Raw genomic sequence first — 13,626 nt, 5'->3', positions numbered from 1 at the left:
ACTAAGCTTAAAAATACAGACTACTGTAGTCTAAATATCAATCTAAAATCGCTCTACACCAGACTTAACTCCGGCATTACAGTAACGTGATAGTATAACATTATGGTTAAGGTTTGTGATGTTATAACATTTTGTAGTTATCGGGCAACCGTTAAAGAAAATAAATTTGGTTTTTGCGTTGGATGGGGATAAAAAAAAGATAAGCCAAGCGTCTACAGCAGCCTGGCTTATTTGCATTAATTGGCCTTAGCTAAAGTAAGCCAAGCCTAAGGTTTATTGTTTTGCCCTACTATTTAATCTTACTGTTTAGCCATATTGCGTTGAAACTCAGCAATATCGGACACTAACGTCTGCTTAGGTAAATTAGCAAAAGGTTGTTGCTGAAATTTAGTGCCGCGCATTTGCACTGATACCCGTGCAGCCTCTGGGTTTAACATGGTTTGCTGATAAAAGGCGCTAACATCCGCTAGTGTGACTTGCTCAACGGCAGCAATTAGTTTTTGTTTACTGTCAAAGCTAAACTTTTCTTGATACCAATCACTTAATAGCGGCGCCACTTCTTGTTGCAAGTTTTTAGCCGGCTGTTTTAGGGTAATTAAGGTGCTGGCTTTTAACTGCTCAAATTGCGGCTCAGTTAATGCGGCTAATTCAGTCGCATATTGTTGTTTAAATTTATCGAACCGAGCCTGCATATCTAACACACTTTTTACCGGTGTTTGGATATACATGGCAAAGCCGACATAGTTATCTACTTTAGTTGCGGTACCGCCTACTGCATAAGCCAGTTGCTCTTCTGTGCGCAGTTTATCAAAGGCTATATTACTAAAGTGACTGCCTAATACTGTGGCGCTAGCCAATTGCCGATATGAAGGCTCTGGGTGAATATGCACATCCATTAATGCCACATCGGCCACATCAATATCGCGCTGGATCACTAAAGTTTGCCCAGGTTGTGGCTGCCAATAAGCAGTAGCTTGATACGGCTGCGTTACCCGCTCTGCCGGTAAACTTTGGTTTACCTCACTAACAACGTGCTGCAAATCTTTTTGATCATAATTACCAAAAGCAAACAAGCGTAAATGATTATGCGCTAGCGTCTGCTGCATAAATTGCTGCAGTTGCTGTAGCGTCAGACTTTGTGCTGCAGTAACTAATTGCTCTGGTTCGTTATTGCCGTTACGGATCAGCTTATTATAAGCATTAAATGCTTGATAATAAGGAAATTGCTTAGACTGATTTTGCACACCGCGTATAAAACGATCTAGCGCTTGAGTAAAGCTTTGCTGATCTACATTGAAGTTTAAACCGGCTAACGCTTGCTGGATTAATTGCGGTTGTTTATCGGTAAAGCCGGCAACCGTAAGAATTAAACCATTGCCTTCACTTAAGCCCATTTGCATACCCGCAATAGAAGCTTCAGTTGCTAAAGCACTTTGTTGCAAGTTATAAATATCGCGCCATATAGCCAGCATTACGCTTGCTCTAACATCCTGTTGTGCGCTTTTAGTATTAATCAGTAGGGTTAGGCTACCTTTAGGTTGATGAGCAAACTCTTGGCTTGGATACAACCAAGCTTTAATGTCATGCTGCTCCAGTTCCAGCTGTGGTTTATCTTGTTTGGCATTTTGCTTAATGGCGAACTGTTCTGGTAATAACCGGTTTACTGTCGGTAAAGTTAACGCTAATGAAGGCGATTGCTGCCAACTTTGTTGCTCTTCTAAGCTAATATCAGCAATTTTATATTTACCATCATAAAAGTGTAGTGCGCTATCGCTGGGCTCTTGCTGACTGATATACCAAACTCGTAACCGCTCTGGTGTTAATTGCTGTAATACTTGTTGCACTGCTGCAGCATCAAACTGCTGATAAAAGTAGTTGGCATTAATCGCATGCTTAGCGGGCACTTTTTGCATAGCATCGGTTAAATTAGCGACATAGCTAAATTCATCGCTTTTTTCTAAAAAACGAAACTTATTATTTAAGCTAGTTTGAATTTCACTAAAGTATTTACTATCAACACCCTCACGCTGTATTAGTGCAATATATTGCATAATTACCGCAACTATACCTTCGCGGTTTTGCATACCGGCGTCGGTTAAGTCAACATCAATACTTAGTGCGCCATAGTTACCATATAAATCTGGCGTGGCACTACTGCTTAATTGGGAAATTAAACCCATTGCTTTTAATTGCTCAGCCGGACTGCCTGGCATTTCTGAGCCTAATAAATAACTGACAAACTCATTCGGTTTTACCGCAAATTGTTCAGCGTTGTTATCGATAGTAAAATCGATGCGTAACTGTTTTACATCTTCATTCGGTACATAGTAAATGCGTTTAGCACCGAGCTGACTAAAATCCAGTTGTTCGGTTACGCTGGGTTTAGCAATATTTTTATTCTTAATATTAGCAAAGTGCTTTTTGGCTAATGTTTCCATTTCAACTAGCGGTAAATTACTTATCAACGCCACTTTCATTATGTTTGCTGAATAATATTGATTATAAAACGCCACAGTTTCGGCATGTAAATTACTGTTAGCTTTGTCGCCTAAAGTTTCTAAATTACCAATTAAAAACCGGTTGGCAGGATGTTGCCCCATCATGGCACGTGACAGCTTATATTGGCCAAAAAAGTCCATTTCGCGACGCATTGACCATTCGGCATTAACGGCATTTTTTTCTTTATCGGTATATTCTGGATACAGCTTTGGCGCTTTAAAAAAGTCGGAGAAACGATCTAAAGCTTCGTCATAGGCATCGTTATTAACTTTAAACATATAGTTAGTGATATCTAACCAAGTGTAGGCATTTTGCGCTCCACCATTTTTGGTCATAAACTCACTATAGCCTTTGGTATCGGGGTAGCGCTCGGTGCCTAAAAACAGCATATGTTCCAAATAATGCGCCATACCCTGCTGGCTCATAGGGTCTTGTTAATCAAATCCAACACCGACACTTAATGCCGCTGCCGACTTCTCTGCCGTTGGATCGGATACCAGCATCACTTCTAGCTTATTATTTAAGGTTAATACTTTATAAGCGCGCTGATCATTCGGGCTGGTAATCACTTGTATTTGCAGTTGTTGCTGCTGGCTAGCTTGGCTATTGGTAGTACTTTTCTCAGAGGCACAGCCTGCTAGTACCGCTAGTGCGACTGCACTAACCATTAGAATTTTTTTCATGCTAAATTCCATTTATATATTTTAGGGAGTCAATTTGCTATCGCCTACTCTAACCAAGCTCTGAATCTAGTGCCAGCCTACAGTGGTACTGGTTTGTAATAAAATGTGTCTATGCTACTACATAGCTAATACATCGCTAAAACCGCCATAAAATAGCCATAAAAAAGCCGGTAATAAAACCGGCTTTAATGCTTAGCATGTAGCATGTCTGTCACTTATCTAACTGTCGTTTTCCACGGCTATCCCTTTTCGACAGCAAGTAACAATTGCTACAGCTTACATTTGTGATTGTAAGTAATTAGGTAAGCCTAATACTTTAATTAATTTTAGTTGCTGCTCTAACCAATGGGCGTGATCAATCTCGGTATCAGCTAACAAGGTTTGTAAAATATTACGGGTAACATAATCTTGCTCTTGCTCACACAAGGCCATGGTTTGTTTTAGTAACTTAGCCACGCTGTATTCAACATTTAAATCGTTTTGCAGCATTTCCGGCACGTTTTTACCAACATGAATAGCATCGCGCTTACTCATATCTGGCACGCCTTCTAAAAACAGAATGCGCTCTATTAATGCTGAAGCATGGCCTTTTTCGTCCTCAAACTCATGATCTATACGAACAAATAACTTTTGTAAGCCCCAATCTTCATACATACGAGAGTGAATAAAGTATTGATCCATTGCCGCTAGCTCGTTGGCTAATAAGGTGTTGAGCGCGGAAATAATCTTAGTGTTGCCTTTCATATTATTCATCTCCTAACTGAGCTTGCAGATAATTAGCTAAGCCTAAAGCTTCGATTTGATATTGTTGGGTTTCTATCCAATCTAAATGTTGCTCTTCATATTCTAGTATGTCGGTCAGAATATCTCGGCTAACATAGTCTTGCTCTGTTTCACACAGGGCAATCGCTACCCGCAGTTGTGGTAGTTGCTCTAACTGAAAATCAATATCGCACTGCAGCATTTCTTCGGTGTCTTCACCAATGCGCAACTTACCTAAGGCTTGTAAATTGGGTAAACCTTCTAGCATTAAAATGCGTTCAATTAACTCATCTGCCTGCTTCATATCTTTTATAGATTTTTTATAACAAACATCGTTTAACGCTTTTAAGCCCCAATTTTTATAAATTCGAGCATGTAGAAAGTATTGATTAATAGAAGTTAATTCGCCGGTAAGTACTTCATTTAACTTAGCGAGAACTTTAGGATTACCTTGCATAACTTCACCTTTTATTCTGGATTAATAAATTTATGCTCACAGTGTAGTACAGTAATGCACACAAAGCAAAAATTCGTTATTTATCAATAACATATTATTGATAACGATTCGCGTTATTACCACCATTAGCGTAACCAAATTTAACCAAAAATACTGCGCAATTACATTAACTTAGTTTTTACGGCTTTAGTCTCAAGCCTTTTGTAATCTTCTAGCTTTTACGGTAAACCTTATCTTGGGATTAATTAAAAATACAACATAGGAAAAACTATGCCACTAAATACTATGCCAATAGTAAAATCGCTATTGCTAGTGCTGTTGTTCTGTAGCAGCCAGTTACTAGCAACCGAGCGCCAAATTGAAATTGATAGCAGCGTCGTTACTAAACATAAAACCAGCGTCAACGGTAAACGGTTTGAGTACACGGCGACTACCGGTACTCAGCCAGTTTGGAATGAAGACGGTGAGCCAACCGCCACCTTATTTTATACTTATTACCAACGTTCAGATATTAAAGATCGTAGCAAACGGCCATTACTAATGTCATTTAATGGTGGACCAGGTTCGGCATCAGTTTGGATGCATGTTGCCTATACTGGCCCTAAATCATTAAATGTGGATGACGAAGGCTACCCAGTTCAGCCTTACGGCGTAAAAACTAATCCGTATTCAGTATTAGATGTGGCTGATATCGTGTTTATTAACCCAGTGAATACCGGTTACTCACGGGTACTGCCAAATAAAGATGGCAAAATGCCTAGCAAAGACGAGCAGCAAAAAATGTTCTTTGGTGTTAATGCTGACGTTAAATACTTAGCAGAATGGCTTAATACCTTTGTTACCCGTACCGAACGCTGGCAGTCACCTAAGTTTTTAATTGGTGAAAGCTACGGCACCACTCGCGTTTCTGGCTTAGCCTTAGCCCTACAAAACCAGCAATGGATGTATTTAAACGGTGTAGTGTTAGTATCACCTACCGATTTAGGTATTAAGCGCGATGGTCCTGTTGATGCCGCTAACCGCCTACCGTACTTTGCCGCTACCGCTTGGTATCACAAAGTATTAAATGCTGATTTACAGCAAAAAGATTTATATGACGTTCTGCCAGAAGTTGAAGACTTTGCCATTAACCAATATCTGCCAGCATTAGCAAAAGGTGCTTTTATTAGCCCAGAAGAAAAGCAGCAAATTGCGACTAAAGTAGCGGCTTATTCTGGTTTATCAGTAAAAACCGTATTGCAAAATAATTTAGATATTAGCCCAGCTTTTTTCTGGAAAGATTTGCTACGTGAACGCGGCCAAACAGTGGGTCGTTTAGACTCTCGTTATTTAGGTATTGATAAGCAAGAAGCCGGCAATCGTCCAGATTATAATGCTGAACTAACGTCGTGGTTACATTCGTTCACGCCAGCCATTAATTACTATTTACGCGCCGAGTTAAATTATAAAACCGATATTAAATATAATATGTTTGGCCCCGTTCATCCGTGGGATCGCTCAGGCGACAACACCGGTGAAAATTTGCGTCAAGCTATGGCACAAAACCCGTACTTAAAAGTGCTAACCCAGTCTGGTTACTATGATGGTGCTACAAACTACTTTGATGCTAAATACAATATGTGGCAGTTAGATCCAAGCGGTAAAATGAAACATCGCTTAAGTTTTAAAGGCTACCGTAGCGGTCATATGATGTACTTACGTCGCGCCGATTTAGAGCAATCTAACCAAGACTTACGTGAGTTTATTTTAGATGCCATACCGGCAGAAGGTGTGGCTGCTAAATACTAAGTAAACAGTCAAGCGCCAAAAAAAAGCCGAGGATCCTAGCTCGGCTTTTTCATTTTTAGCGTTTCGATTTGCTATTCGGTTTGGCCTAGCAAATTAAGAATAAACGCATACTCTTGTGCGTATTCTGCCAGCCTAGAGAAGCGACCAGATTTACCGCCGTGCCCCGCTTCCATATTGGTTTTAAAAACTAATGGTTGATTATTAGTTTTATGGCTGCGTAATTTAGCGACCCACTTTGCCGGTTCATAATACTGTACTTGTGAATCATGCAAGCCGGTGGTCACCAACATGGCCGGGTAGGCTTGTTTAGTCACTTGATCATAAGGTGAATACGACAACATATAATCATAATAGGCTTGTTGCTTGGGGTTGCCCCATTCATCAAACTCATTAGTAGTTAAAGGAATCGTTTCATCTAACATAGTGGTCACTATGTCAACAAAAGGCACATGCGCGACTAAACCACGATACTTTTCAGGTGCCATATTGGCTATTGCACCCATTAATAACCCACCGGCGCTGCCGCCCATGGCAAACACTTTATCTTTTGCAACATAGTCGTTTGCTACTAAATAATCTGTGACGGCGATAAAGTCGGTAAAAGTATTGATTTTATGCAGTAATTTGCCGTTTTCGTACCATTGCCGGCCCATTTCTTGACCGCCTCGAATATGGGCAATGGCATACACAAAACCGCGGTCTACTAAGGATAAAGCAACCGATCTAAACCATGGATCAGACGAGCTGCCATAAGAGCCATAAGCATACTGATACAAAGGGGCTGTGCCATCACGTTTGTAATCTTTGCGATATAACAAGGTGACGGGAACTTTTACGCCGTCCGTTGCGGTTGCCCACACCCGCTCGGTTTTATAATTATTCTGATCAAAGCCGCCTAAGACTTCAGTTTGTTTTAGCAGTTGTTTGTCACCGGTTTTCATATTGTACTGATAGGTGCTTTCCGGTGTGGTTAAAGAGCTATAGCTATAACGTAGCCAGTCAGTGTCTGGCTCAGCATTAGTAGCAAAAGCCATCACATAGGCGGCTTCATCAGAGGCAACATAAAAAGCTTGCTCGGGCGTGGCCCAAGGCATCACTTTTAACCGACGCACACCATCACTACGCTCATTAATGGCCAAATAATTATCAAATACTGCAAAGTCTTCAATAAAGACATTGTCGTCATGCTTGACCAAAGGCTGCCAGTTATTCCGATAGCCAATTTTATCTGCTGCTACGGTCATTAAACGAAAATTAGGCGCTTGCCAATCGGTGCGGATCACCCAACGGTTGTTAATATGGCTGGCTGAATATTGAAAATCACGCTGTCTTGGCGCTAAAACTGTAAATTCACTGTCCGGTTTAGTCGCATCTTGTACCCGCATCTCTGTCGATACCGTACTGCCAAGGTAAATTACCACATAATTATTGTCTTCCGTATTACCCACGCCCATATAATAACTATGGTCTTGTTCGGTATACACTTGGCGAGCCTTAGCGACGTCCTTGCCTAAGGTATGCTGCAACACTGTGGTACTGAGCAAAGTTACCGGATCATTTTGAATAACATACAAGGTTTGACTATCTTTAGCCCAAGCGACACTTCTAGATAACCCTGTAATCTCATCAGCTAAATCTTTGCCTGTACGCAAGTCTCGCACTTTTAGCGTGTATTGTCGGCGACCACTGGTATCTTCTAAATAGGCCAGTAAGTTTTGATCTGGGCTCACGCTCATATTAGCTATTTGATAAAAGTCTTTGTCGCCTGCCAGCTCATTGACATCGAGCATGACCTGCTCGGTTCCGTCTTTTAATGATTTACGTAGATATACTGGGTACTCTTTACCGGCATCAAAACGGTCGTAATAACTATAATCACCTTTATTGTAAGGCACGGAGCTATCATCCTGTTTAATACGGCTAATAATTTCATCTGTCAGTTTGTCTGTTAACGCTTGGTAATTGGCACTATATTGCTCAAAATAGCTATTCTCACGATATAAGTAATCTAATACCGTGGCAGAGGTTCGGCTATCATCACGCAGCCAGTAATAAGAGTCTTGCCGATCCCCATTAGGCGATGTCACGGTATAAGGTTGCTGCACCGCTACGGGCGCAACAACTTCAGCAGCCTGCAACCAAAAGCAACTTAAGCTGCTTAAGAGCAGCAAGCCAAGGTGATGTTTTCGCATTATTATTCTCTCCAAATTATGCTGCAGAAAAAGTTAACATAAATACTACAATTATCCTGACAAGGCGAGGCTAAAAGTGTAACCGAGTATATTTTGCATCCGACTGACTAGCTTGGGATTAGTTGAACGAGCAGCACCATTATATTAACAGGCAACTGAATCTATATTAACAGGCAACTGAATAGGTCTAGGATGGCATTGCTAACAAATGTTGCAACTGCTGTTGCCAGTGTTTAGCTTCAGTCTCGTAACCTGGGATCGCGACATACCATAACCAACAAAATCCTGAGTACAGCTGTTTGGCTAACGGTATTTTTAGCTGTAAGGTTTCCAGTAATGAGTCATGTAGTCTGGCTTGCCTACGAAGCTGAATATAATCTACCAGCAATTGCTGCTGCTCCTTAACATCGAGTTGATAATGCATAATTATCGCGGCTAAATCTAAGCTGCTATCAGCTTGTTGGCTATATTCAAAATCCAGTAACCATAAGCGCTGTTCAGCCCAGAGTAAATTATCAGCATGTAGATCGAGATGGCACAATACTGTGTCTTGGGGTAAGGCTTCTAGCTGCTTAGCTGCCTGTTGCAGCTGGTTAAATAGTACAATATCTACCAGGTTTTTATCGGCAACTAGGCTGAGCTGAAACTGTAAATAATCCTCCAGTTGTAATACCGATGTCAGTACATTTAATTGGTGTAATTTTACAATATGCTGAATTAACTGCTTACTATCATGCTGGCGATAATTAAAAGGCTCGCCAATATCAATAAAGTCGCTAATCATTATCTGTAGATGATTATTTAAACATAACGGCGCCGGTGCTAAGTCATCGGCAGCAGCGGCATGTTGTATTGTCAGCTCTTGCTGACGGCATCGATACTGTTTTGGCGGGTAACAGCGCAATACAAACTCAGCCCGATCGGTACTAATGCGATAGCTTTTATTGCTTTGACCATGCGATAACGGCTGTATATGTTGCACTTGCTGATTAGCAAAAAATTCTAATTGTTTACATAGCTGCGCTATACGTTGGCAGTCATGCTCAATGTTTGTTGTTTGTGTTGATGCTTCTGGTGTAACTTTTGTTGTATAAAGTGATGGCGCCACGCAAAATACCCTACAATTGCGATAATGGTATACAGCATAAACAAGCCGGTAAGAAAATACAGGTGCTTTTGCGCATAAACGTAAATAGATACTGCATCTATTACTACCCAGTATAACCAATTAGACACTAATTTACGGGTTACTAACCAAGTGGCCATAACACTAAATGCCGTTGTTTGCGCATCTAAATAAGCGAAGTCAGCTTGAGTATAGCCTGCCATAACATAGCCTAAGCCTAAGCCCGCTAATGCAGTAATAATAATTAGCCTTACATGGCGTTGCCATGCCCATTCGTATACAGGTGCTTGCTCAGCGATATTAGTATTATTATTGGTGTTACTCTTACCGTTAAGGTTGGCACTTATTTTCGCGCTTTGTTTAAGTTGCTGCCAGCGCCACCAACCATAAATAGCCATACCGGCATAATACATTTGTAAAATGGCATCCGACAATAAAGCCGATTGCCACATCACTTGGGTAAATAAAATAGTGCTAAGTAAAGCGGCAGGCCAACACCATAGGCTTTGTTTTAAAGCCAGTATCACGTAAGCCAGTGCTAGCAAGGTAGCTACCAGTTCAACGCTGTGCATCAGCTGCCAATCAGCAATCGCTTTACTTAGCAACTCACTCATGGCCGCAAATCACCATGCAAAAATTTACAGACAAAAATCACTTTACCGTATTTCTCAAATGACCATTTAATGCAGTCTTGTAAGGCTTGCATCACTTCGTCGTATTCACCAAACATCTGAGTACTCAGAGTATTAGTTAAAACCATAATGGAAGGATATTGATTCAATTGCTCAATAAAACCTTTTATCGGTGTTAAATAATCATCCGCTAACGGATAGCTACTTATCTCAACGGTTAATTGCATCTTTAGCTCCTATTAAAATTGATAGCTGGCACTGACACCAAAACGACTGGGCTCAGCGTATTGTTCATAGGTATGTGGCGCATAGCCATCTCGCGGATCATTACCAAAGTAAAAGCCACGCACGCCAATATCTTGATTTAAGGCATTACGGCTCCACACAGCAAAGTTCCAGTGTTCTAGTTGATAACTTAAGCGTAAGTTGACCAGCTCATAACGTGACGAACGCGCGTTATGGCCATCGGAATAGAAGTATTCGTCTTTACCTTGCAGGCTTATATTGAACGTTATTGGCTCAGTAATATACCAATCTGCAGCTATGCTATATTGAAACCGAGGAGCTTGAGCTTGCTCACGACCGGTAAAAAGATCGCCCGCTAACGTAGTGTAATCACCTAATTTGGTTTTTAACCAGCTCGCACTAAGAAACAACGCCAATTGCGGGTGCAACTGTATGCGGTTTTCCATTTCAATACCGTAGTTACGGCCACTACCGGCATTATCAATAAAGCCAGAAAATTGCGGGCCAGTGTTCGGGTTTAACCAGCCTTTAACTTGCATATCATCACGCCACATATAAAACGCGGCAACACGGGCTATTATGCTTTGATCTAAGGCGCTACCTTTAACACCAAACTCGGCGTTATATAGCGTTTCTGGGGCAAAGCTAGCTTTGCTTTGTAGCTCAGTTAAATCACTGTTATTCGCTTTGGCTAACGCATCACCATTCACCCCACCCACTTTATAGCCGCGTGATGCTAATAAATAGATTAAAGCTTGTTGATTAACTTGATAGTTTAAACTTAGCTTAGCGCCCCACATGGTATCGTGGTTGCGAATAGCATTACCGCTAGTATCAGCATATTCATCATCATAGCGCTCGACACGTAAGCCGGAAATTAAACTCCAAACATCGTTTAACGGCGTAGTGACTTCGCCATAAGCAGCTACATTACGACGTTTCAATTGGTTATCAAATTGCGCCGGTTGCCACAGATCCCAGTCCCATGATTCTCGGGTTAAGTTGAAGTTTTTATTGGCGGCATAAATACCAAACACCCAATCGCTATCACCTATCTTACCCATAGGGGTAGACACTAAACGATAATCAACGCTTAATTGCTCGCGATTACGTAAATAGCGATCAGTCGTAGCGTATTCATCTGGATGAATGCCAACATAGCTCCAATCTTCATCAAAACCATAATCGCTGTTAGCATCTAACCAACTAATTTGGCCAAAAGCCGTAAAGTATGGCACACCGCTGTACTCAGCTTGTAATGCTAGCGCTTTGCTGCGAATTATATCTTGGCCAGGATTGTCAGATAACGTCGTACGATTTTGATCCAGCGAGAAGGCATCAAAGCCATTATCTTGATCTACTAAGTGAGTTACTAATTGCAGCATTAAATGCTCATTAGCTTGGAAACGTAGTTTGAATCGCGCAGTAAATTCGTCGATATTATTAGTATCGTCGCGGTTTAAGTAGGCATTTTCAATAAAACCGTCAGAGCTTTGTTGCTCAAGCGATATGCTATAACCCAGGTTTTGGTTGATAGCATCACTAAAATAACCGGCTAATTGATAGCTATTATAATCCGCTAAAGTAGCGCTAAATTTTCCTTCTGGCGTAGCAGAAGGACCTTGTGTTGTTAAGTTAAGCATACCGGCTAACGCATTAGCGCCAAAGCGAGTGGCTTCAGGGCCTCGGAATAATTCTAGTTGGGCTAAATCATGAATACCGCTAATGCCCATACCTGAATAATCAATACCATCAATTAAAATGCCAACTGATGGATTAATGGTATCGACATATTCGCTACGTTCACCAACGCCCCGTACTTGTAAATACCGGCCGCGTGACGCACCAGCCGTAAAGTTAACGTTGGCAAATTGATGAAGCAAATCATCTAAGTGTTGAGCAGAAGTACGCTGTAAATCTTCATCCGTAAGCACCGCTACACTACCGGCAATTTGTTGCACAGAATGACGTCTAAAGTCACCCTGCACTTCAATTCGCTCTAAAGCAACAGCGCTGTTAGCAGCAAGGCTAGGATTAATTTGGTCAGCAATGGCAATAGCTGGATTAGCAATAGCCAGGGTAAGTAAACAAGGTATAAAACGCATTTTTTGTATGAGTCTCCAATAAAACAGAGATCACACCAGCATGAGGAGTCAGCACCATCCCTCCGCCGGTATAATCCGGATCAGGTTCTTAGGGTTCGCCTTTCGGCATCTCAGCAATTGCACCCCTTGGTTGCGCGGCAAGTGTATAGCCTTTTCAAATTTACTGCAATGCGTGCCAATAAAGATTATTACGCTTAAAATTTATGCGTTAACCCTACGGCCAAATAATCAGTATCTTCTGCTAAATCAAAATTAAAACTAGAATACCACGCATAAATTTGGCTATTTTTACCTAGCTTATAATCCACTCCCACACTGGCACCATTATCATCATCCATCACTTGATACTGAGTTTTTAAAGTTAATTTCTGCCACGGATAAGCCACCCCGACTAAGTAACCATCACGATCTAATTGGGTTGTTATATCTTCTTGGCGTTGATACATCGTACTTAGGGTAAATTCGGCAAGTTTAAATTGCGCGCTAGCACGTAACGTATCGTAGCCATTCACTTCACTGTCATAGGCCAGTGCTGCATAAATATTACTTTGTTTTAATCCTTCATCACCGTAGAAAATAGCGGCAGAAAGTGCATCATCGGCGTCTGCGGCATCGGCCACTACATAAGTCAGTTGCATGCCAAAGCCAGCATAAATTGGTGAAAAGTAACTTATAGAGTCATTAACCCGGTTTTCGCCTTTCCATAAGGTTTTAACATCCGCCTCATAATCACTAAAAAAATCGGCTTTACCCTGCGACATTTTTAGTGCTGTATCATGTCGGCCCAGCCTGACTTCACCAAAATTACCTTTTAAACCAATATATTGATTACGTGATTTAAGGTTTTTTTCATTACTGTCATCTGACACATCAACTTGCCACTCCAACTTATATACAATGATTAAGCCATCTTCTAAAGCATAATCACCTTTAACACCAAATTTAGACGCATTGCTTTTCATTTCAGTAAAACGGCCTTCACCTTCTTCACTAGACTGCACTGATACATCTACTTTGCCATAAAATTCCAGCGGCTTAGCGTCAGCATTCACACTGTATGCAGCTACCGACATTAAGCCAATAATACCGCTAGTTAAGGTTATTTTTGTGGTCATCTGGTGTTACCTATATTGAAG

General features: G+C 41.2%; 11 protein-coding genes and 1 riboswitch. Of the genes, 1 reads left to right on the top strand and 10 read right to left on the bottom strand.

Annotated elements, in window-relative coordinates; all coding sequences use genetic code 11:
* Window positions 1-299: 299 nt before the first annotated feature.
* The 4 genes from BI198_RS03480 to bfr (BI198_RS03470) form a co-directional block, all read right to left on the bottom strand.
* Window positions 300-2,924 carry an insulinase family protein gene (locus BI198_RS03480; RefSeq protein WP_268793887.1) on the bottom strand — a complete coding sequence of 875 codons (2,625 nt, stop codon included), beginning with the start codon at window positions 2,922-2,924 and terminating at the stop codon, window positions 300-302.
* 9 nt (window positions 2,925-2,933) lie between these two features.
* Entirely contained in the window at window positions 2,934-3,182 is a 249-nt protein-coding gene (locus BI198_RS16190; protein ID WP_235605217.1) for a hypothetical protein, read from the bottom strand.
* A 276-nt stretch (window positions 3,183-3,458) separates the two neighbouring features.
* Complete coding sequence (bfr, locus tag BI198_RS03475; RefSeq protein ID WP_070048300.1) at window positions 3,459-3,926, bottom strand: bacterioferritin; 468 nt, start codon at window positions 3,924-3,926, stop codon at window positions 3,459-3,461.
* Window position 3,927: 1 nt separating this feature from the next.
* Window positions 3,928-4,401: a bacterioferritin gene (gene bfr / locus BI198_RS03470; RefSeq protein WP_070048299.1), complete on the bottom strand. Its 474-nt coding sequence runs from the start codon at window positions 4,399-4,401 to the stop codon at window positions 3,928-3,930.
* Window positions 4,402-4,671: 270 nt separating this feature from the next.
* Between bfr (BI198_RS03470) and BI198_RS03465 the strand changes: the two genes are divergently transcribed.
* Entirely contained in the window at window positions 4,672-6,189 is a 1,518-nt protein-coding gene (locus BI198_RS03465) for a S10 family peptidase (RefSeq protein WP_070048298.1), read from the top strand.
* A 71-nt stretch (window positions 6,190-6,260) separates the two neighbouring features.
* On the opposite strand, the gene BI198_RS03460 is transcribed toward BI198_RS03465, so the two are convergent.
* From BI198_RS03460 to BI198_RS03435, 6 genes are all read right to left on the bottom strand, one after another.
* Window positions 6,261-8,381, bottom strand: coding sequence for a S9 family peptidase (locus BI198_RS03460; RefSeq protein WP_083256544.1), 2,121 nt, complete (start codon window positions 8,379-8,381; stop codon window positions 6,261-6,263).
* Window positions 8,382-8,568: 187 nt separating this feature from the next.
* Complete coding sequence (locus BI198_RS03455) at window positions 8,569-9,489, bottom strand: phosphotransferase (protein ID WP_083256543.1); 921 nt, start codon at window positions 9,487-9,489, stop codon at window positions 8,569-8,571.
* Window positions 9,405-10,121, bottom strand: a complete 717-nt coding sequence (gene pnuC / locus BI198_RS03450) for a nicotinamide riboside transporter PnuC (protein ID WP_070048297.1) — start codon at window positions 10,119-10,121, stop codon at window positions 9,405-9,407. Before pnuC ends, BI198_RS03455 begins: the two co-directional genes overlap by 85 nt.
* On the bottom strand, window positions 10,118-10,366 hold the full coding sequence (locus BI198_RS03445; protein ID WP_070048296.1) for a hypothetical protein: 249 nt from the start codon (window positions 10,364-10,366) through the stop codon (window positions 10,118-10,120). The genes pnuC and BI198_RS03445 overlap by 4 nt, the downstream gene beginning before the upstream one ends.
* A 12-nt stretch (window positions 10,367-10,378) precedes the next feature.
* Complete coding sequence (locus BI198_RS03440; protein WP_070048295.1) at window positions 10,379-12,490, bottom strand: TonB-dependent receptor; 2,112 nt, start codon at window positions 12,488-12,490, stop codon at window positions 10,379-10,381.
* 40 nt (window positions 12,491-12,530) lie between these two features.
* Window positions 12,531-12,627, bottom strand: a riboswitch (TPP riboswitch).
* A gap of 57 nt (window positions 12,628-12,684) precedes the next feature.
* A complete protein-coding gene (locus BI198_RS03435; RefSeq protein ID WP_070048294.1) occupies window positions 12,685-13,605 on the bottom strand; it encodes a porin in 921 nt (306 codons plus the stop codon).
* Window positions 13,606-13,626 lie beyond the last annotated feature (21 nt).

The organism is Rheinheimera salexigens (genome assembly GCF_001752395.1).
Lineage (GTDB): Bacteria > Pseudomonadota > Gammaproteobacteria > Enterobacterales > Alteromonadaceae > Alishewanella > Alishewanella salexigens.
This window is presented reverse-complemented; position numbering and strand designations above follow the sequence as displayed.